15 protein-coding genes, 2 tRNA genes and 1 pseudogene are annotated in these 19,755 nt (G+C 40.5%); 5 read left to right on the top strand and 13 right to left on the bottom strand.

Features of this window, described 5'->3' with window-relative positions:
• A pseudogene (locus K245_RS28105) lies at positions 1 to 501 on the top strand (hypothetical protein); the annotation flags it as partial.
• 347 nt (positions 502 to 848) lie between these two features.
• Entirely contained in the window at positions 849 to 1,043 is a 195-nt protein-coding gene (locus K245_RS25185; RefSeq protein ID WP_027360280.1) for a hypothetical protein, read from the top strand.
• 694 nt (positions 1,044 to 1,737) lie between these two features.
• Here K245_RS25185 and K245_RS0117635 read toward each other — a convergent pair.
• The 3 genes from K245_RS0117635 to tmk form a co-directional block, all read right to left on the bottom strand.
• Positions 1,738 to 1,813: transfer RNA gene (locus K245_RS0117635), tRNA-Lys, on the bottom strand.
• 228 nt (positions 1,814 to 2,041) lie between these two features.
• Positions 2,042 to 3,016 carry a signal peptide peptidase SppA gene (gene sppA / locus K245_RS0117630; protein WP_035277494.1) on the bottom strand — a complete coding sequence of 325 codons (975 nt, stop codon included), beginning with the start codon at positions 3,014 to 3,016 and terminating at the stop codon, positions 2,042 to 2,044.
• A gap of 106 nt (positions 3,017 to 3,122) precedes the next feature.
• Positions 3,123 to 3,770, bottom strand: coding sequence for a dTMP kinase (gene tmk / locus K245_RS0117625; RefSeq protein ID WP_027360278.1), 648 nt, complete (start codon positions 3,768 to 3,770; stop codon positions 3,123 to 3,125).
• A gap of 211 nt (positions 3,771 to 3,981) precedes the next feature.
• On the opposite strand from tmk, the gene K245_RS0117620 reads away from it, so the two are divergent.
• Together K245_RS0117620 and K245_RS0117615 are read left to right on the top strand one after the other, a co-directional pair.
• Positions 3,982 to 6,207 carry an LPS-assembly protein LptD gene (locus K245_RS0117620; protein ID WP_156906836.1) on the top strand — a complete coding sequence of 742 codons (2,226 nt, stop codon included), beginning with the start codon at positions 3,982 to 3,984 and terminating at the stop codon, positions 6,205 to 6,207.
• A 157-nt stretch (positions 6,208 to 6,364) separates the two neighbouring features.
• Entirely contained in the window at positions 6,365 to 7,360 is a 996-nt protein-coding gene (locus K245_RS0117615) for a GHMP family kinase ATP-binding protein (protein WP_027360276.1), read from the top strand.
• Between the two features lie 186 nt (positions 7,361 to 7,546).
• Here K245_RS0117615 and trpA read toward each other — a convergent pair whose 3' ends face one another.
• The 10 genes from trpA to K245_RS0117560 all read right to left on the bottom strand — a co-directional run bounded on the left by trpA (position 7,547) and on the right by K245_RS0117560 (position 18,800).
• Positions 7,547 to 8,341, bottom strand: a complete 795-nt coding sequence (gene trpA, locus K245_RS0117610) for a tryptophan synthase subunit alpha (protein WP_027360275.1) — start codon at positions 8,339 to 8,341, stop codon at positions 7,547 to 7,549.
• Positions 8,341 to 9,549, bottom strand: coding sequence for a tryptophan synthase subunit beta (gene trpB / locus K245_RS0117605; protein WP_035277493.1), 1,209 nt, complete (start codon positions 9,547 to 9,549; stop codon positions 8,341 to 8,343). The genes trpA and trpB overlap by 1 nt, the downstream gene beginning before the upstream one ends.
• The gene (locus K245_RS25180) at positions 9,546 to 10,205 is read right to left on the bottom strand and encodes a phosphoribosylanthranilate isomerase (protein WP_051284331.1); all 660 of its coding nucleotides are present in this window, start codon (positions 10,203 to 10,205) and stop codon (positions 9,546 to 9,548) included. Before K245_RS25180 ends, trpB begins: the two co-directional genes overlap by 4 nt.
• 158 nt (positions 10,206 to 10,363) lie before the next feature.
• Positions 10,364 to 11,182, bottom strand: coding sequence for an indole-3-glycerol phosphate synthase TrpC (locus K245_RS0117595; protein ID WP_027360273.1), 819 nt, complete (start codon positions 11,180 to 11,182; stop codon positions 10,364 to 10,366).
• A 5-nt stretch (positions 11,183 to 11,187) separates the two neighbouring features.
• Positions 11,188 to 12,198, bottom strand: coding sequence for an anthranilate phosphoribosyltransferase (trpD, locus tag K245_RS0117590; protein WP_027360272.1), 1,011 nt, complete (start codon positions 12,196 to 12,198; stop codon positions 11,188 to 11,190).
• A 67-nt stretch (positions 12,199 to 12,265) separates the two neighbouring features.
• Positions 12,266 to 12,844, bottom strand: coding sequence for an anthranilate synthase component II (locus K245_RS0117585; protein ID WP_027360271.1), 579 nt, complete (start codon positions 12,842 to 12,844; stop codon positions 12,266 to 12,268).
• Between the two features lie 2 nt (positions 12,845 to 12,846).
• Positions 12,847 to 14,340: an anthranilate synthase component I family protein gene (locus tag K245_RS0117580; RefSeq protein ID WP_027360270.1), complete on the bottom strand. Its 1,494-nt coding sequence runs from the start codon at positions 14,338 to 14,340 to the stop codon at positions 12,847 to 12,849.
• Positions 14,341 to 14,667: 327 nt separating this feature from the next.
• Positions 14,668 to 15,762 (bottom strand): trypsin-like peptidase domain-containing protein, encoded by a 1,095-nt coding sequence (locus tag K245_RS26920; RefSeq protein ID WP_027360269.1) that lies wholly within the window; start codon positions 15,760 to 15,762, stop codon positions 14,668 to 14,670.
• A gap of 177 nt (positions 15,763 to 15,939) precedes the next feature.
• Entirely contained in the window at positions 15,940 to 16,503 is a 564-nt protein-coding gene (amrA, locus tag K245_RS0117570; protein WP_035277492.1) for an AmmeMemoRadiSam system protein A, read from the bottom strand.
• A gap of 395 nt (positions 16,504 to 16,898) precedes the next feature.
• On the bottom strand, positions 16,899 to 18,800 hold the full coding sequence (locus K245_RS0117560) for a SurA N-terminal domain-containing protein (RefSeq protein WP_027360266.1): 1,902 nt from the start codon (positions 18,798 to 18,800) through the stop codon (positions 16,899 to 16,901).
• Positions 18,801 to 19,154: 354 nt separating this feature from the next.
• On the opposite strand from K245_RS0117560, the gene K245_RS0117550 reads away from it, so the two are divergent.
• Positions 19,155 to 19,230 (top strand) — tRNA-Ala (locus K245_RS0117550).
• Positions 19,231 to 19,755 lie beyond the last annotated feature (525 nt).

The raw sequence follows: 19,755 nt of genomic DNA, 5'->3' as shown, positions 1-19,755 counted from the left end.
TTGAGAAGGCGGTCTCCATTTGTTCTTGAAATAAGAAACATGCCTTTCAAACAGCAGGAGCAGATCCTTTTTTACCTTGTCGACCGCTTGCCAGGATTTTGCGGCGGAGTAATGGACGCGAGGGGCAACGGCCAGTATCTGGCCGAGGTCGCGGCCCAGAGATACGGAGTCGGCAGAATCATCCAGCTGATGCTGTCCGAGGGCTGGTATCTGGAAAACATGGGTCCTTTCAAGTCAGCGCTGGAAGACGGATCGATCTACGATATTCCGGGTGACAAGGACATTCTTGCTGATTTGAGGGCGTTCAAGATTATCAAGGGAGTCCCCAGAATACAGGAAAGAAGCACGGACGGAAAAGGACAGAAAAGACACGGTGACGCGGGGATTGCCTTTGTTCTCGGATATTTTGCATCACGAACAATGGACGGAATGTCTGATGTAATTGAGGTTATGACGGCCCTTCCTCGTGAATCGGACAGGCTTTTGAGGGGGTACGAATGATTTTAGATTTGAGATTGATGAATTTTGATTTGGCGGTGCCTGATTTTAACAATCAAAAATCCAAATTCAAAAATCAAAAATTAATCTGGATAATTTCAATGGCGCTGTGGAAATGCTGTCCGGAGCATGGGACGGATTAAAGATAACCATAGGAGACATATTTCTGCCGGTTTTAAGGATTCTGGTCGAACGGCTTGGAAAGATCAACATAGTGAAATGTCCCAAGTTCACCTGAGATTATCAGGCTGCGTAATTGATCATCTACCGTGGCAGGATCTTGTGGCCAGATATGACAGGCCAGGCACATTCTTTTTATTGATCCACCTTATTATAAGGCCCCATACTACATGGTTCTGGATGATTACAAGGAAATGGCAGGGATACTCGGAAGCGTGAAAGGCAAGTTCCTTCTGACCATAAACGACCTGCCTGAAATACGTGAAGTGTTCAAGGACTTCAAACAGCTGGAAGTTAAGCTGAGATATTCTGTTGCTCGAAAGAGTGCCACAGAGGGTAATGAATTGATCTTCACAAATTATTGATAAACCAAGCCCTGATCAGGTGCTTAAATTTTTTCTGGTCAGGGCTGTAATAAACGACATTTTTTTGACAGGTAATCAGACAGGCTTTTTTTAGTCAATTTATGCGGGAGTGGTGCCAAAGCGCCCGCCGCTTTACATTAAGGATTCATCATGCAGACATTGGGTTTACAATGTCTGCGCATATGAGACATTGATGCTGTAGCAATTGCAGACATTCAGACGTTGCAGACGTTATTTATATAAAAAAAAGAAGTCTGCAAATCGAGATAGAAAAGGAAAATAGTTTCTTGATCTTTTAAGAGCTTAAACTATTATAGGCAAACCAAACTCGTATCATAAAGCATATTTCTTAGCGTCAAGTGTGTGGTAGTCGTGAGACCCACAAGGCTTTTTACGAGGCCTGGTAACACTTGGCGCTATTTTTATTTATACGGATCATTATGATCTGAAGATGATTGATAGCGCGGCGGGGCTTTTTTCTTCTCTTGCCGGGCAAAAGAAAAAGGGAGTTTCCAGGGCAAACTGGATAACTCCCTATATGTAAAAGCACTTCTCAATGCTCTTTGACAATTGAATATTATATGCTGTGGCTAAAAAAGCAAGCTTACAGGGAGCCAAACCGGAAAGAACTTACGCTATCTTTACGTGGATAAAAAAAGGGGTTTTAGCCGAAGCTGTAACCCCTTGATTTTGTTGGTGGGCCGCCGGGGACTCGAACCCCAAACCTACTGATTAAGAGTCAGTTGCTCTGCCAGTTGAGCTAGCGGCCCAAAAACGAAACCTATCTACATAAGGATGAAAGGTTTGTCAAATGCTTTTATGACAAAAAAAATATTTTCCATAATTTTATTTAATAACAAACAAGCAAGAGATGATTAAAAAGACCCATTATTTGGCTAAAAATACAAAGTCAAAGACATAACAGCCTGAAAAAACATTATCTATAACAGGGTGGATTACTTTGGTGCTTTTTCAAAATATAGAACAGACTAAAAATATCAAGGATGCCACATATAATACAAGCCAGGCTCAAAATCAGGAATTACGGATCCAAAAGCCTCATTTATGAGATTCGGGCTCTTTCCGTCCGTAAACGACACAGCTTCATTATAGGCGTTGTCATTATTATAACGGCTCCTTCTGTATACAATCACATTACTATCTGAAGGAATCGATGAAAGCTCGGCCGCTTTTTTAATGGCGTCGTCGATGTATCCGATTTGATCTATAAGACCGAGGCTTTTTGCTTCGTCTGCAAGAAATATTCTTGCTGTTTTCACAACATCCATTTGTTCTTTTGAAATTTTCCTATGTGTTGCCACAAGACCGAAAAATCTTTTTGCCATATCATCAGTATATCTCTGAAACAGTCTGTCCTCTTCTATAGTCGGCTGCCTGAACGGAGACCCCATATCCTTGTTCTCTCCTGATTTTGTGGCTGCCACATTTATACCGAACTTATCAAGAATCTTGGCGACATTAGGCCTTAGAAATATAACGCCAATTGATCCGGTAACAGTTGTGGGGTGCGCCATAATATAATCCGATGGGAGTGATACATAATACCCCCCGGAAGCTGCAATATCCATCATGAGAACAATAACTTTCTTGCCTGTCTTTTCCTTGAATCTTTTCAGCTCATGGTAAATGATGTCACTTGCGGTTACAGAGCCTCCAGGAGAATTAACCTTAAGCACAACCGACTTAATTGCGGGATCATCCGCAGCCTTCTGAAGATGAGCCATCACCTCCTGCACCATACCGGGCTTATCCAAAAAAAATTTTTCTTCTGTCTTATTTGATATTACTCCGTTGATTGGTAGAAGCAAAATTTTGTCATTACCTTTTCCGGATAAGGAAAACTCCTGCAAAGGATCTTTGGGATTTGATATCAGATTTATCTGTGGAGAGATGCAGCCGCTGATAAAAATTAAAAATATAAAAAACAATGATATTATGTTTCTGCGTTTCATTTATTTTCCTTGTTTTTATGTCGTGTTTGGAAGCAAAACTATTTCATATGATTCTACTTTCAAATCAAATCGTATGCAATTATTAAAAAATAATAGAAGCAGCATATTAATCGCCAATTCTGAAACTACCTATATTTTCTATTATTTCGGTTATTTTGCCAGCTACAGCGTCCATACACATTGATGCGTCTATAATAAAAAAACGTGAAGGTTCCTTTTCAGCAAGGGAAATATACCCTTCCCTGACTCTTTTGTGAAAATTCAGGGATTCTTGTTCAAATCTTGATTCCTTTACACACCTTTCACCTGATGTTAATCCAGAAATAGCCCTGGTAAGGCCGGCTTCAGGATCAATATCAAGGAGGAAAGTAATATCAGGTTTCAGACCTTCGAGGACTATATCATGAATTTTTTCTATTAGGGCAATATCGATTCCTCGTCCGTAACCCTGAAATGCTGTCGTGCAGTCCATAAATCGATCACAGATCACAAATTTCCCGGATGCAAGAGCCGGAGTAATGACAGATTCTATATGATGTGCCCTGTCAGCGGCATAAAGAAGAAGTTCGGCCTTGGATGAAAGGCCCTTTGACTCAGGATCCAGAAGAATGGCCCTGATTTTTTTGCCTATTTCAGTTCCGCCCGGTTCCCTTGTCAATATATAAGGCTGTTTTCTGCTTTCAAGATAATCCGCAATTTTTTTGATCTGGGTGGTCTTGCCTGAACCTTCAATACCGGCTAATGTAATGAACATGAAAAAATATCCTTAAGGCTTTAGATTTTAGTTTGACCAGTCGCTTGACATTTTGTCCGGTTTAAGGGTTTATACGGTAATCTTTGTGATGCATCAAGAAACAAGCTTAACTTTAAACAAATAGTGAATCTGAAAGACAAATCAGGTGTTTTTTAAATATAAAAAAAATATATATAATAAATATCGTCTCTATTCCTCAGCTTTTTCATCGTTGTGCATATTTTCAGTAGTTATATTCTTTTTATCGCTTTCATATGCTTTTTCAGTTCATTGTGAGGACTCCCATGATTTCTTCGGAATCGGCAATAGTGATGAAAAGACTGCATGGCAACTTTTTGCGGACAGAATAGTATATGAAAAGGACGGCCTGATTCTGCTTGAAGGAAACGCAGAAATCACAGGCGAGAATAAAAACATCCATGCAGATTATATCAAATATGACACTGTTTCAAAAACAGCCCTTGCCAGGGGAAATGTAAAAATGAACTGGGGTAAGGACAAAATCGAAAGCGAAGCTCTTAAACTAAATATCAAGGAAGAAACAGGAACAATTTTTGATGGTCATCTATTTGTTGAAGAAAGCCATTTTTATCTTAAGTCCTCACGTCTTGAAAAAATTGCGGATCAAAGATACGTGGCTGACAATGTTCTTTTTTCAAGCTGTGACGGAGATGAAAAGGACTGGCAGATATCAGGGAAAAATCTTGACGTCACCATAAACGGCTACGGTTCGATGGATGACGCTTCTTTGATGGCAAAAGATGCTCCCATAGCGTATTCTCCTTATTTCTTTTTTCCTGTTAAGGTCAAACGCCAGAGTGGTTTTCTTTTGCCTGAACTTGGTTATTCAACAAGAAAAGGGTCAGAATACCAGCAACCTTATTATTGGGCCATAAATGATAATACAGACGCGACATTTTATGCCAATACAATGACCCTGAGGGGTATCAAAACAGGCCTTGAATACAGATATAATCTCGATAAGGAAAGCCTTGGCATACTCATGGCTGAATATATAGATGATCAGAAAAAAGATAACGGATCTCCAGAGTCATCAAATGACTGGGGATACACCCACGATACCTGGGACAGAGAAAACAGCGACCGATACTGGATCAGAATGAAAGCCGATCATCAATTCAGTGATTACGGCTTAAAAGGAAAACTTGATCTTGATTTTGTTAGTGACCAGGATTATCTGCTCGAATTTTCAGGAAGACAGACTGGTTATGATGACACATCAGGTACATACACAAAATACTTCGGCAGACATCTTGATGGAAATGACGAAAACGTCAGATTGAACAGAATGAATCTTTCAAAGACAACGGAAATATTTTCGCTCAATACCGACGTAGCATGGTATGATGACGTAATTGCAAGAACCCAAAATGTGAAAGATGAAACAATTAAATATCTCCCAAGAATGCAGTTTGGGACCACAATGCTGCCTTTTGGAGATTCTTCCCTACTCGCAAGCTTTGGAGGAAACTACACTGATTTCTACAGCATAGATGGTAAAAATGGAGACAGAATGTCAGTATTCGGAGAAGCCCATACTCCGAAGCAAATCAGCAATTTCCTGATACTTGACCCATACGTTGGCCTTACGCAGACATTGTGGGCAGACAGAACAGAAGACAGAGAAACTGCCAAGGATATACACAGCCGATCCATATACAACGTCGGAGTCAACCTTGGATCAAGACTCAGCAGAACTTATAATACCGATTTTTCAGGTGCGAGAGATCTTCTTCATAATATAGAACCAAGCATTGGTTTTTCCTATATACCAGACAAAAACCAGGAGGTTCTTCCTGATTTTGATGGAAGGGATATTATTAAAAAAAGCAAAAATATTACCTGGTCTCTGACAAACACACTAATAGGAGCTGATAAAGACATAGCAGAGGAAGGGATCACAAGATTCAACCGCATGTGCAGGCTTTATTTTGAACAGAGCTATGATATAAATAAAGCTGAGGAAAAAAATCAGCAGCCTTTCACTCCCCTGCTTACAGAGCTGAGCATAACACCATATCCAAATCTCCTTCTTGAGGCAGATTCGGAATGGTCTGTTTATGATTATGACTTTGTTTCCCACAACATAAAAATGATAATCAAATCAGATTCGGGCCATGCCGCCTTACTTGAATACAGAAATACAGATAAAGATAATGATGAATCAAAAACAGGAATTGAGTCCTTCAAATCCGGACTTGAACTTGCTATGACATCACAAATCAAGGCTTACGGACTCTTCGAAAAAGACATACTTAATGGTAAAACGATTGAAACTGTTACAGGGCTGAGATATTCAAAACAATGCTGGGCTACGGACATCAATTACGCTGACAAAGAAAACGAGGAAAGAATCACATTGTTATTCAGTCTTTCAGGTCTCGGCGATTTTGGAGTTGCGGCGCCTCAATTATGATGGTCCCGCAAAAAGTCAGTTCAAACTCATTCCGGCGCATGCCGGAATCCAGAAGTAACTAAAATACTGGATGCCTGATCAAGTCAGGCATGACGCTAAAGTCCTTTTCTTACTTTTTGCGAAACCATCAAGACTAATTCAACATCAGGATTATTCAATGATAATTGTAAGGACACCACTTAGAATAAGTTTTGTTGGCGGAGGTTCAGACATGCCTGCTTTTTATGACAGAGAAGAAGGCATGGTTGTCTGCACGGCAATCGATAAATATGTTTACGCAATAATCAAGGAACGATTTGATGATCTTATATATGTAAACTATTCCATAAAAGAATGCGTAAGCAGTGTTTCTGAAATCAAGCATGACCTGGTACGGGAGGCCATGCGCATAACAGGCGTGGATAAAGGCGTCGAGATTACCACTCTTGCTGATATACCGTCTTCGGGATCCGGTCTTGGCAGCTCAAGTTCTATAACTGTGGCTCTTCTTCACGCACTTTACACTTATAAGAATGTGCTTGTTACAGCTGAACAGCTTGCTGAAGAAGCATGCAGAATTGAAATAGATATAATGGGAAAACCCATAGGCAGACAGGATCAGTACGCAGCGGCTTTCGGCGGTATAAACAAATTCACTTTCAAGAAAGATCATGTCACACTTAGAGAGAAGGTGAATCTTCAGCCGCATCAAATCAGGAAATTCGCAGGCTCCATACTTCTTTTTTATACTGGAATCGCAAGGAGTGCAGATCTGATACTCAGTGAGCAGAAATCTAACCTGAAAAGCACTGATAAATTCGAAAACATGAAAAAGATGGCCTCACTTGTTGACCCTTTTATTGATTGCCTTAGGGACGGAAACATAGAGGGCTGCGGAAAGCTGCTTGCAGTAAACTGGGAACTGAAGCAGCAGATGGCAAGCGGAATATCAAATGAAACCACGGATGAAATGTACAGAAAAGCCATCGAAGCTGGAGCATATTCCGGCAAAATTGCCGGAGCCGGTGGTGGTGGATTCATGTTTCTGCTTGCACCAGTTGATAAGCAGGAACAAATTTCAAAAGCACTTAGTGAATACCGTGAACTGCCATTTATGATTGAGGAAGGCGGAAGCAAGGTTATTTTTGATTACAGATCGTATACAAGCAAATAATCAAAACTATTTCCAATTTTGATGGTCTCGCAAAAAAGTCAAAAACGAACTGTGGCGTCATGCCGGACTTAATCCGGCATCCAGTATTTTCATGTACTTCTGGATTCCGGCCTGCGCCGGAATGACGGGAATCGGACTTTTCGCGAGTTTATCAAACTTTAAATAAGACAATACCAAATAATTTTATTATTTTATCGCCTCTTTAAATGATCTGACCATGGCCGCCAGTTTTTCATCAATATCCGACTTGCCAATATTGTCTTCAATTGCCCTTTCAAAAGCGCTGCCGATAACTATTCCGTCACCGAATGCAGCCAAAGCTCTTGCATCTTCAGGTTTTGATATTCCGAAACCTGTGCATACAGGCATATCTGTAACTTTTCTGACCATGTCAGCATACTCACCGGTTTTTGAGGTATCAAGCCCCCCAGAGCCTGTGACTCCGGTTTTTGAGATAAGATAAAGAAAGCCTTTGGCACCTGCGGCGATGCTCTTTGCCCTTTCTATGCCAGTAGTAGGGGCAATCAATCGAATAAGCGGAAATTCACGATCATCCCACTGAGAGGTCAATTCTTCTGATTCTTCCGGAGGAAGGTCGACAATAAGCACTCCGTCTGCTCCTGCTTCCATGGCGTCTTTTTGAAATTTTGCGGCTCCATAGGCAAGCACTGGATTATAATAACTGAATAGAACGATTGGTATTGAGTGGTGCTTCCTGATTTCCCTGACCATATCCATGGCTTTTTCCATTGTCATGCCGTTCTTAAGTGCACGCATGGAAGATCTCTGGATAACAGGACCGTCTGCTGATGGATCAGAAAACGGAATTCCGAGTTCGAGTACATCTATACCGGCATAACACATTGAAAGAATGATTTTTTTTGAAGTTTCAAAATCAGGGTCACCTGCCGTGACAAAACCTACGAGGGCCTTTGATTTGTTCTGCCTGTTTTTTTTGAATGATTCTGTTATTCTGCCCATCAGAAGCCTCCTTTTTCAATCAAAGTTGCCACATGGGCAAGATCCTTGTCACCTCGACCCGACAGGCATACAAGTATTATGTCGTCTTTTTTTCTTTTTCCTGCCTCCCTGATTGCAGCAGCAAGTGCATGGGAGCTTTCAAGCGCAGGAATAATGCCTTCTGTCCTGCATAGAGTTTTAAATGCATGGATAGCATCTGAATCAGTTGCTGTGACATACTGAACTCTTCCTATATCTTTCAGGAAAGAATGTTCTGGGCCAACCCCCGGATAATCAAGCCCGGCAGAAACAGAATGTGCCTCCATTATCTGGCCGCTTGAATCCTGAAGAACATAGGATTTAGATCCGTGGAGCACTCCGGTTGTTCCAAGATTAAGTGTAGCTGCGTGTTTTGGGGTATCAGTCCCCTCACCTGCCGCCTCAACGCCTATTATTTCAACATCTTCCTGTATAAAGTCATAAAAAAGACCCATTGCGTTACTTCCTCCGCCGACACATGCAATGATGGTGTCAGGAAGACGGCCTTCTTCTTTTATCATCTGTGCTTTAGCTTCCTCGCCTATAATCTTTTGAAACTCCCTGACCATTACAGGATAAGGATGAGGGCCTGCTACAGAACCTATTACGTAAAAAGTAGTCTCAACTTCCGCAGACCAGTACCTCAAGGCCTCGTTCATGGCATCTTTAAGAGTCCCTGTGCCTGAATCCACAGGGATAACCTCTGAGCCGAGAAGCCTCATTCTCTGAACATTCGGAGCCTGGCGTCTGATGTCTTCACTTCCCATGAAAACCTTGCACTCCATACCGAAAAGAGCAGCCACTGTCGCAGTCGCAACACCGTGCTGGCCAGCGCCCGTTTCAGCAATCAGTCTGTTTTTGCCCATGTATTTTGCAAGGAGTGCCTGACCAATTGTGTTGTTTATCTTGTGAGCTCCAGTATGGGTCAGATCTTCCCTTTTAAGATAAATCTTCGCGCCGCCCGCAAATTCCGTAAGTCTTGAGGCGAACGTGACAGGAGTTGGCCTTCCCGCATAATTATTCAGAAGCTTTGACAGATCTTTTTTAAAATTGTCGTCATCCAGATATTTCTTGTATGCTTCTTCAAGCTCTATAATGGCCGGCATGAGCGTTTCGCCCACGTATCTTCCTCCGTAAGGCCCGAAATGGCCTTTGGAATCGGGATAATTATAAGAATCTATTTTTTTCATGGCAGAACTTTACCTGTTATATTTTCAAGTTTATGGGTTTTAACCGAATCAATGAATTTCTTCATTTTTTCAGGATCTTTAATGCCAGGAGACATTTCAAGTCCTGAACAGACATCCAGACCGCTTGCGCCGGACGCATTTAATGCATCGATTGCATTCTCAGGAGAAAGACCTCCTGCGAGTATGAAATGCCTGACTTTTGACAGATCCAAGACCGAAGCCCAGTCCCACACCGTGCCGTTGCCTCCTGGAAGAACTCCTTTGGAACACTCAACAAGAATAGAATCGGCACTGCTTTTTTCTGCTTTTTCAAGCAGTGCTTGTCCTGTAATCTTGAAGACGTGAATCACAAAATAACCTTTATCTTTAAGCCTTAAAACAAATTCATCTGAAATTTCATTATGAAGCTGGATATTTCTGATTCCGGTTTTTTGGGCAATTGAAACAATCTTATCAAAATCCATTTCAACAAAAACACCCACAGCCTTTAAAGGGTCAGGAAGCGCAGACACTATTTCAGCCGCTTTTGAAATCTCAAGATGCCTCGGGCTTTTAGGATAAAAAATCATACCTATTGCGTCAGCACCCATCAAAATGGCGTCTTTTGCCTGATCAGGAATTGTAAATCCGCAGATTTTAATCTGTGCATTATTCATGACGTCTTATTCCAAAATAATGAAACCTTTTAATGAGCCGTGTATGGTCAATTTAGCTAAAAAGGCCGATTCGTAGGGTGCTTAAGCTCTAAGGCTTGCGCACCAGGTGCTTGGCCTCCGGCGAGTCGCTTTTTTGCAAAAAAGCTCCGCAAAAAACTCTATGTATTTTCGACTATCCTGTTTGTTCCCCTCAGCGCACGTATAAAAGCAACCCTGTCATCGGAGCGGACAATGCTTTCACCAACAAGAAACCTTGTGATCCCAGCTTCAATATTTTTTTCAATATCAAGCCTTGAATTTATACCGCTTGCCGTGATTGGAATCTGGCCTGGTTCAAGCAAATTTTTCATTTCAATGGCGACATCAAGACTTGTTTTAAATGTACCAAGATCCCTGTTATTGATCAGAATGAGTCTTGCACCGCAACCCTTTATAAGTTCCGCATCTTCAGCAGAATGAATTTCAACGAGAGGCTCTATTTCGAGGCTGAAACAAAGATCACACAGATGCTTTATCTGATCTTTTTCAAGTATCCGCGCAATAATAAGAACAGCATCAGCCTGCATGGCGCAAGCTTCATAAACCTGATAATCGCAGAATATGAAATCCTTTCTGATTACAGGCAGAGAGCATGCAGATCTTGCTTTTATAAGATCATCAGGAGATCCTAAAAAGTAGTCCTTTTCTGTCAGAACTGATACGGCGCTTGCCCCGCCTTTTTCATATTCAGAGGCAAAAATAGCCGGGTCAAGATCAGGTCTGATATTCCCCTTTGAAGGCGAAGCTTTTTTAATTTCAGCAATTATTTTGACTTCGCCTGAATTTTCTGAAAGAGCCGCAAAAAAACCCCTCTTTTCTTTTTTGTTCAAGATCATTTCAGAGACCACATATTTAAGTTCTTTCTCTGATACAAGGCTTCTAAGCTGATCTACTTCCATTTTTTTTGTTTCAATTATCTTATCAAGAAAACTCTTCATTTATTCTATCCCTTCATGAATCGAACAAGGGCTTCAAGTTTTTTCATGGCTGCCCCTGAATCAATGGATTCTTCGGCAAGCCTTATACCTTCCTTGAAATCAACGGCTTTATCGGCAGCTACAAGGGCTGCTGCAGAATTTATGAGAATAATATTTCTTTTCGGGCCTTTTTCGCCCCTGAAAATGTTTTCAATTATTGCTGCATTTTCCTGTGCGTCACCACCTGATATAGTTTCAGGATCAGCCTTTTCACCAAAGAACTGCTCTGGAGAAATTTCATATGTCCTTACGAGACCGTCCTTAAGCTCAGACACCCTTGTATCAGCGCATATTGAAATTTCATCGAGTCCGTCATGGCCATGTACAACAAAGGCTCTTTTAACACCAAGAAGATTTAGGGCTGATGCGAACATTTCGGTAAGTTCAGGTGAAAAAACTCCGATGAGCTGACACGAGGCAGCTGCTGGATTGGTAAGAGGCCCAAGCATGTTGAATATGCTTCTTATTCCAAGCTCTTTTCTCACAGGAGCCGCATATTTCATTGCTCCGTGAAATTTAGGAGCAAACATGAAACCAATGCCTATCTCATTAACAGCCTCTTCCACAAGTTCCGGTTCTGCTTCAAGGTTAACACCAAGAGCCTCAAGGACATCGGCGCTTCCGCATTTACTTGAAACAGATCTGTTGCCGTGCTTGGCAACAACAGCACCTGCACCAGCCACAACAAATGCGGACGCAGTTGATATATTAAATGTCTGTGCGCCATCACCGCCTGTTCCGCATGTATCAACAACAGGTTTTTTTATAACCTGAATCCTTTTGGCTCTTGATCTCATAGATCTTGCAGCGCCTGCAAGCTCTTCAAATGTTTCACCTTTTGTTGCCATTGCAGCCATAAATGCTGCTATCTGAATTGAGGTGGCATGACCTGAAAAAATGAAATTCATTATGTCAGCAGTTTCATTTTCACTCAGATCAACCCTGGATATTAATTTTTTAAGGCCTTGCGTGAACATTTTATCTCCTTAATTTACTACATCTTTTTCAGAAGCTTTTGTCTCGAATCCATTTAAACAACCGAAATCACTCGTCTCCTTTTGCTATTTTCAGAAAATTCTTCAAAAGTCTTTTCCCAACAGGAGTCATTATGGATTCTGGGTGAAACTGAACACCTTCTGTAAGATGTGTCTTATGACGAATCCCCATTATCTCTCCATCTTCGGATTCTGCGGTTATATCAAAAACATCCGGAAGGGTTTCCTTTTTAACTGCAAGCGAGTGGTACCTCATGGCCTGGAAATTCTGCCCCAAGCCTTGAAATATGGTCTTGCCATCGGATTTGACAGTTGAGACCTTGCCGTGCATCAGCTTTTTGGCAAGTATGATATCCCCCCCAAAGGCTTCAGCTATTGTCTGATGCCCAAGGCATACGCCGAGAATCGGGATTCTACCTGAAAACGTCCTTACAGTTTCAAGAGATATACCAGCACTTGAAGGTTTGCCTGGACCTGGTGAGATAATAATAACCGATGGCTTCATTTTTTCTATATCATCAATGGTTATTTCATCATTTCTTTTGACAACAACCTCTTCATCGAGCTGCTTTAGATACTGAACGAGATTGTACGTAAACGAATCATAATTATCTATCATGAGGATCATGATTAATTCCCCTTTTTTACGTTTTTTGCTACAAGTTCGAGTGCTTTTTGGACGCTCATGGCTTTATTGACTGTCTCGACTCTCTCTGTTTCAGGCACTGAATCAGCTACTATTCCTGCTCCTGCCCTTACAGTAAGCTTGCCATTCTCTATGCATGCGGTTCTGATTGTGATGGCAAAATCCATATTCCCTGAAAATGAAACATATCCCACGCAACCACCATATGGTCCCCTTGGATCCTGTTCCATCTCATCTATTATTTCCATTGCCCTGACCTTTGGAGCGCCAGAAAGAGTGCCTGCAGGAAAGGTTGATTTTATAAGGCTGAAAGCGTCTGTTTCATCATCAAGATCACAGACTATATTTGATACAAGGTGCATAACGTGGGAATAACGTTCGACTATCATAAGATCCGTAACCTGGACTGTCCCGGTTTTTGCAACCCTGCCAAGATCGTTTCTGCCAAGATCGACAAGCATGAGGTGTTCAGCTTTTTCCTTTTCATCCTGGAGCAAATTACTTGCGTGGCGTCTGTCATCCTGCTCTGTCGCGCCTCTTGGCCTTGTGCCTGCTATAGGCCTGAGACAGGCTGTTCTGTTTTCAAGTCTCACCATGGTCTCGGGTGAAGACCCGACCAGAACGGTCTCGCCAAGATGCATGAAATACATATAAGGAGAAGGGTTTATATATCTCTGGGCACGATAAAGAGCAGTCAGGTCATGGGGTGCGTCACATGTAAACTTCTGAGAGATAACAGCCTGGATTATATCACCGCAGCGAATATATTCCTTTGTTTTTTCGACTTTCTGTCTGAATTCATCTTCGGAAATGACCGGAGACAGAGTGAGACCATGTGCCCCATTTTTTATGTTTTCAATGCTTCTTGGCGTATCAATAATCTTGATGATCTCAGCAATTCTGTCAGATGCACGATCATAAAGGGCTTCATAATCATTTTCGCCCTCGGTGAAAGCTATGGCAACACATGTTATCGTATGCTTGACGTTGTCAAATATCATAAGGGCATCGGGAATAATAAAGCTTGCAATAGGCTTATCTATTGGGAGTCTGTTTGGTATTCTTTCAAAAAAAGAAACCATTTCGTATGTAAGATATCCCACAAGACCTCCCCAGAAACGCGGAAGTTCAGGAATCTCAGGAGCGCGGTATTTGCTCATTAAATTCTTAAGAACGCCTAACGGGTCTCCATTATGTGGTATTATTCGCTTTAAAGAATTTTCTGTGATTTCTACATTGTCTCTGTATACCTCAACCCTTGCACGGGCTGAAAGACCAAGAAAACTGTAGCGAGCCCATCTTTCTCCACCTTCAACACTTTCAAGCAGAAAAAAAGAGCTCTGATCAGCATAAAACTTGCCGAGAATTGATACAGGGGTTTCAGCGTCTGCAAGGATTTCGGCACAAACAGGAACAACATTAGAACTCTTTGCTATCTCTTTGAACCGTTCTTTGTCCGGAAAGGATTTTAGTAACATTGGCTTTTCCTCGTGTTTCTGTTGTTAAAAAACTAAAGGCCGTGAACTTAGTCCACAGCCTTTGTCTTCATGCAGGAAAGCCATAAAATAAAAAGACCGTGAACCTCCAGGGAAGTCCACGGTCTGTATCAGCTTTATTTTTAATTCTTATAAATCAGCCGCACAATACCGTATCCGCCCCCGGCTTAAGCCAGAGACGCCAGCACCAGTTTCTCGAAATATGATTGTGCAATTTGCGGCTCATTTTTTATACCTTTTAATTAAATTTATTTTTGATAACGTACAATAAGTCTGTAAGTCAAGAATTTTTTTACAGGTTTTTTCAGACTAATTGTTAATGTACGAAGAGAATTCATTCAGAGCTATGTCAATTTTTATTGCAAAACCAAGACCTTCAAATTTGTGGGTAATCAGCTTCATTGTGTTTATTCCAATTACCTTGCCTGATTCATCAACAAGCGGCCCACCACTATTACCTGGATATATCTTAGCGCTTGTTTTTACAAATTCACCTTCGAAACCAGAAATTATTCCATCAGCTACTGAATTATGAAGGTTGATGGGATTACCAATTGCATAAACCTTGGCACTTTGTGGAAGCGACATAGGTGATCCTGCTATAAGTGCTGGAGCGTTTTTAATCCCGGAAATTTTCAGTAACGCAAGATCATGATTCTTGCTCACATCTATTAATTCTGCAGAAGTCTGGCTGCCATCAGCAAGCGTTATTTCAAAACTCTTTGCAAGGCCACTTAAAGTTGATGAAGATGAAAGCTGACTCTGACCAGAGGTCATCTCGTTTTTAACTCGCTCATACTCATCTTTGCGCAGATTATATTCTCTCTCGTAGCTTTCAATTTTTACAAGCTCAGAATTGTATTTTTCCATTTTTGCAGCCCTGCGCTCATGATCTGAAATCTTCTCTATTTTCTGGCGATAGTCTTCGAGCTCGTTTCTGGCTGATTCAATATTATTTTTGTCCTGTTCGAGTCTTGTTTTATATTCTTCAAGTATGGCTTCACCATGCTCATACTTCTTCTTCATGGATTCAATCATTTTTTCATCACCATAAAGGACATGACGATTTGTTATTATAAACCCCTTGCTCGATATAAAAAAACCTGAGCCAGTGCCCATTGGAGATTTGACCAAAACAGTTGCGATGGTGGCTTTTTCAATATCATTTTTTGGCTTGAGTTTGCTGTTTAAAATAATGGAGAGGTCTGAGCCTGATGGAACTGAATCGCCGGATGACGCCATTTTTTCCATGTGCTGATTATTTTCAGCCGGAGTGTCTGTAAAATGCCAGACACCTTTGTCATCTTTATATTTAAAAACATCGGCATTAGAATCAGTTTTGAGATAAAGTACACTCAAAAGAAAAATGAATAGGAGTAATGGTCTGGTATTCATTGAGATCATAAGCTTGCCAAATCATATTATAGATATCTAATCTTTATTAAAAGAATCAAAACAAAGATTAACATGCTCGTGCCTGCTATGTATTGAATGCCGTATCAAGTCAGGCATGGCTCCGACGCCATTTTTGAGTTTTTGCGAGACCATCAAAACTAACGATGATAAAAATATGCTGTTAGTTTAAAGTTTTTGTTCTGAAAAAACCTCTGCTTCATAAATTTGGACACTAAGGTCTGATTCTTTCCAGCTAAAAGGATTTAGACCGGCCTTTGTGCATAATTGTTTCAGAAACTGAACAGGATCAGGCAATTGTTCCCAAACCTGGGGTAAAAAAGTTGCCTTTCTGAATCCTTTTGAAATGATGACGCCATGTTTTTCGGGTATAAGCTTTTTTAAAAGGTCATTACTGTCAGAATATTCAAGATTCTCTGGAATTGTAAGAACACTGATTTCAAGTTCAATTTCTTTCAGCTCATCATTTTGCAACGGAAAAAACCGTGGGTCATCAAAAGCTGCATTGGCAGCATTCATCTTGACAGCTTCTGCTAAAGAGAAATCAGGATTAATTACCCCTATACATCCCCGCAGATTGCCCTTTTTATGAAGAGTGACAAAACAGCCTCTATTTTCAGCATAAAGTTCGCAGTTGGTCAAATCGAATGACGGAGACCGCTGCTCAATTTTAGCCTTAATAATTTCTCTTGCGTATTTTAAAAGTTCTTTTTTATTTTTTTCCGGGATCATTATAGATACCTATCCTCCGCCTTTTTTTCGAAAAAAAGCCCACCAGCAATAAAATATAAAAAAAGCCCAGGATAATATACAGGTAAGATAGCCTTTCCAGTTTATTGGTTTTTTGGCTACTCCTCTCCAGTCAACTTCTCCCACCCTCTGGCCGCAGAAATGACAGAAGGTTGAGTCAAGAGAAAGGCTTTTAAAGCACTCCGGACATCTTTTTACACGATAAAGTATGGATTTTTGTTTTTTTTTCACGCTTGATCCTGTGATTTTTTAGCGTGTTCTAGTTATGAGGACTTTGAAATTAGGACTTTATAATGAAAAGGAAAACAATTAAAGTTTTTTCTATTGAAAGTAAATATATCTCGCCCGTCAATTTATAGACGGGCGAGAATATGACATTATTCGAGGATTTTAGGATGTAGTATTTTTATTTTGCTCTTCTTTTTCAGTTCAGCAATCCAGGAGTTTAAAAAATCTTCCTGTTTGGTTTTTAAAATCTTGCTTTTTAAGGAATCCTTGTCTTTTTCAAGTTCTGCAATATCAGGATATGTTCTGGCCTTGAATTTAACAATATAATAGCGACCATCTATTTTAAGGACATTCTTGGGAACAGGATTTTTTTCACTCAACTCAAACGCTGTTTTAGTAAGTTCAGGCGCATAACCAAATTCACCTGGAAGAATCCCATTTTTCTTGAAAGCCCCTGTTTCACCCACAGTCAGTTTATATTCCGCAGCCTTTGTTTTAAAATCAGCATCCTTGCTTATTTCAGCAAGAAAAGCCTCGGCTTTTGCTTTTGCGGTCTCGTCCTGTTTTATTTTCAAATAATCAGCTTTAACTTTTTCACCAACCTGATCAATGGTAACAGGCTTGGCATCTTCTCTTTTCAATACTTCAAAAATGACAAGTTCAGAATCATTTTCAATGATTTCACTTGACTGACCAGGATTAAGGGTAAATGCGGCATCAATGATCGCTGCCGAATCTGAAAACTCGTCTTTCAAGCCATCATTCTTGCTAAAAAGGCCTGAAGTTTCTATCTTTAAGCCATTTACAGCCTTTGACGCCTGCTCAAGATTGTCACCTTTTACTATTGCATTATAGACTTTATCAGCGTCATCATAGGCAATATTCTTGTACTTTTCATTGATTATTCTTTCTTTTATCTCATCTTTTACTTCTGATAATTGTTTATGCTCCGGCGACAATGACTCAAGCTTAATAATATGCCAACCGAAATTTGTCTTGACAAGATCACTTATTTCTCCGGGTTTAAGAGCAAAAGCCGCATCTGAAAAAGGTTTGACCATCTTATTTTTTGTGAACTCGCCAAGGTCGCCCCCTTTATTCTTTCCTGAAGGATCTTCTGTATACTTATCTGCAAGTTTAGCAAAATCACCACCCGCCTTTAATTCTGCAAGTATCCCCTCTGCCTTCTTTTTGGCTTCATCAATTTTGGCTGCATCGGCCTTTTCATCAACTTTCACAAGTATGTGCCTGGCTTTTGCTTTTTGTTCGATTCTGAAATCCTCAATATTATCATTATAAGTATTATTGATATCTTCATCAGTAACCGCAACTTTACTCTTGTAATCATCGTATTTGATTTTTACATATTTAATCTGAGCCTTGGCAGGGATTTTATAAGTATCCTTGTTCTTTTCAAAATAATCCGAGAGTTCAGAATTCTTGATCTCAAGATTTTTAAATGATGAAGGATCAAAAGATACATAATTAAGATCTGCCTCGGAATTTTCAAACAAAAACCATTCTTCGAGTTCTTTATCTGTTATCTTGACATTACTGACCAGTAACGTCTGGAGTTTAGTCAGAATAATCTGCTCACGCTGGCTTTTTTCAAACTGATCAGGAGTCAATCCATTCTTAGCGAGTGTCTGCCTATACACATCATTGTTAAACTGGCCATCTGGCCCCTTAAACATCGAGAAAATTGATTCCATGAGTTCCTGATCGCCCACAATAATACCGTAGTCTCTGGCTTTCTGAAGAAAGAGTTGCCTGGTTACAAGATTATCAAATGTCTTTTGCTTCAGCTGAAGCATCTTTAACATTTCCTCATTAAGCTGGCTTCCAAACTGAGTCTTTAGCCTATTCAGCTGATTATTATAAATTGACTGAAAATCGTCTATGGATATTTCTTCTCCATTTACTGATGCGACACTACGCTCTTTCGGCGCAATTATCACATCAATGCCCATAAAGACAAAAACCGCAATGATTAAGAACAGGATCACTTTTATTATCCATGAGCCCGCTTTTTCCCTTAAAAATACCAGCATAAACTCTCCTTGAGGACGCCATTTTTAAATTCAGAGAAGAAAACTAATTGAAGCCAAAACGAAAAAAATAACAACCGCAATATTTATTTTTATTATCTATTTTTGTCAACCTTATAAGATTACTCAAAATCCTAAGTAAATAATGATCAGGCCTCAAAAAGGCCTTTTTCCTTCATTGCGGAACAGGACTGAATCAGAAAGTATTGAAAAAAATATACTGAATCAAGCCAGACATTACCTTGCCGCAAAAATTTGTTTTTTTGCGTGCCCATCAATATTCAAAACTCAAAATATTACAAACACCAAAAAAATATTGACAATTAAAGGCTGATAAACTATTTAAGGCCAGAATTTGGGGCTGTAGCTCAGCTGGGAGAGCGCATGACTGGCAGTCATGAGGCCAGGGGTTCGAGCCCCCTCAGCTCCACCATTAGAAAAATCGTTATGATTTTAAAAAACCTTAACTCTTGATAATCAAGGGTTAAGGTTTTTTGGTTTATACAACTTATGATTGACTCGAAAAAGCCCCAAAAAGGCGTCGCCGTCATGCCGACTTGATCCGGCATCTTTATATTTTCAGGTACTTCTGGATTAAGGCCTGCAAAGGAATGACGGGAATCTGATTTTTTGCGACCTTGTCAACTTTTAAGTACCCAGAAAGTAATAGGATGGTTAAAAAACGCATATCATGCTTGAAGTAGATACTGTTTTCATCGAGTAGGGTGAAGCAGCTGATCAAGTCTGCTTCATCCCTCTCACAGAACCGTGCGTACGGGCCTCGTACACGGCTCTTGTTCATCCTTATCTCGTTGTAAAAAGAGGAAGCACTCCCGTTTGAATTTCATTCATCGCGAACAGTCCGATTTCTTCAAACCATTTGTTGGGCATTGCCCAGTGGCTGAGCTGACATGCCGAGTTCCGCCATGATGTCATTTTGATGCTCTGGAATTCGCCG

This window comes from Desulforegula conservatrix Mb1Pa, from assembly GCF_000426225.1.
Taxonomy (GTDB): domain Bacteria; phylum Desulfobacterota; class Desulfobacteria; order Desulfobacterales; family Desulforegulaceae; genus Desulforegula; species Desulforegula conservatrix.
The sequence above is the reverse complement of the archived record's forward strand: the minus strand, read 5'-3'. Positions and strand labels throughout refer to the sequence as shown.

Bases quoted from the DNA above. Each gene is read 5' to 3' on its own strand.
- K245_RS25185 (WP_027360280.1), top strand. From the start codon at position 849: ATGGTTCTGGATGATTACAAGGAAATGGCAGGGATACTCGGAAGCGTG.
- sppA (WP_035277494.1), bottom strand. From the start codon at position 3,016: ATGAAACGCAGAAACATAATATCATTGTTTTTTATATTTTTAATTTTT.
- tmk (WP_027360278.1), bottom strand. From the start codon at position 3,770: ATGTTCATTACATTAGCCGGTATTGAAGGTTCAGGCAAGACCACCCAG.
- K245_RS0117615 (WP_027360276.1), top strand. From the start codon at position 6,365: ATGATAATTGTAAGGACACCACTTAGAATAAGTTTTGTTGGCGGAGGT.
- trpA (WP_027360275.1), bottom strand. From the start codon at position 8,341: ATGGGCAGAATAACAGAATCATTCAAAAAAAACAGGCAGAACAAATCA.
- trpB (WP_035277493.1), bottom strand. From the start codon at position 9,549: ATGAAAAAAATAGATTCTTATAATTATCCCGATTCCAAAGGCCATTTC.
- K245_RS25180 (WP_051284331.1), bottom strand. From the start codon at position 10,205: ATGAATAATGCACAGATTAAAATCTGCGGATTTACAATTCCTGATCAG.
- K245_RS0117595 (WP_027360273.1), bottom strand. From the start codon at position 11,182: ATGAAGAGTTTTCTTGATAAGATAATTGAAACAAAAAAAATGGAAGTA.
- trpD (WP_027360272.1), bottom strand. From the start codon at position 12,198: ATGTTCACGCAAGGCCTTAAAAAATTAATATCCAGGGTTGATCTGAGT.
- K245_RS0117585 (WP_027360271.1), bottom strand. From the start codon at position 12,844: ATGATCCTCATGATAGATAATTATGATTCGTTTACGTACAATCTCGTT.
- K245_RS0117580 (WP_027360270.1), bottom strand. From the start codon at position 14,340: ATGTTACTAAAATCCTTTCCGGACAAAGAACGGTTCAAAGAGATAGCA.
- K245_RS26920 (WP_027360269.1), bottom strand. From the start codon at position 15,762: ATGATCTCAATGAATACCAGACCATTACTCCTATTCATTTTTCTTTTG.
- amrA (WP_035277492.1), bottom strand. From the start codon at position 16,503: ATGATCCCGGAAAAAAATAAAAAAGAACTTTTAAAATACGCAAGAGAA.
- K245_RS0117560 (WP_027360266.1), bottom strand. From the start codon at position 18,800: ATGCTGGTATTTTTAAGGGAAAAAGCGGGCTCATGGATAATAAAAGTG.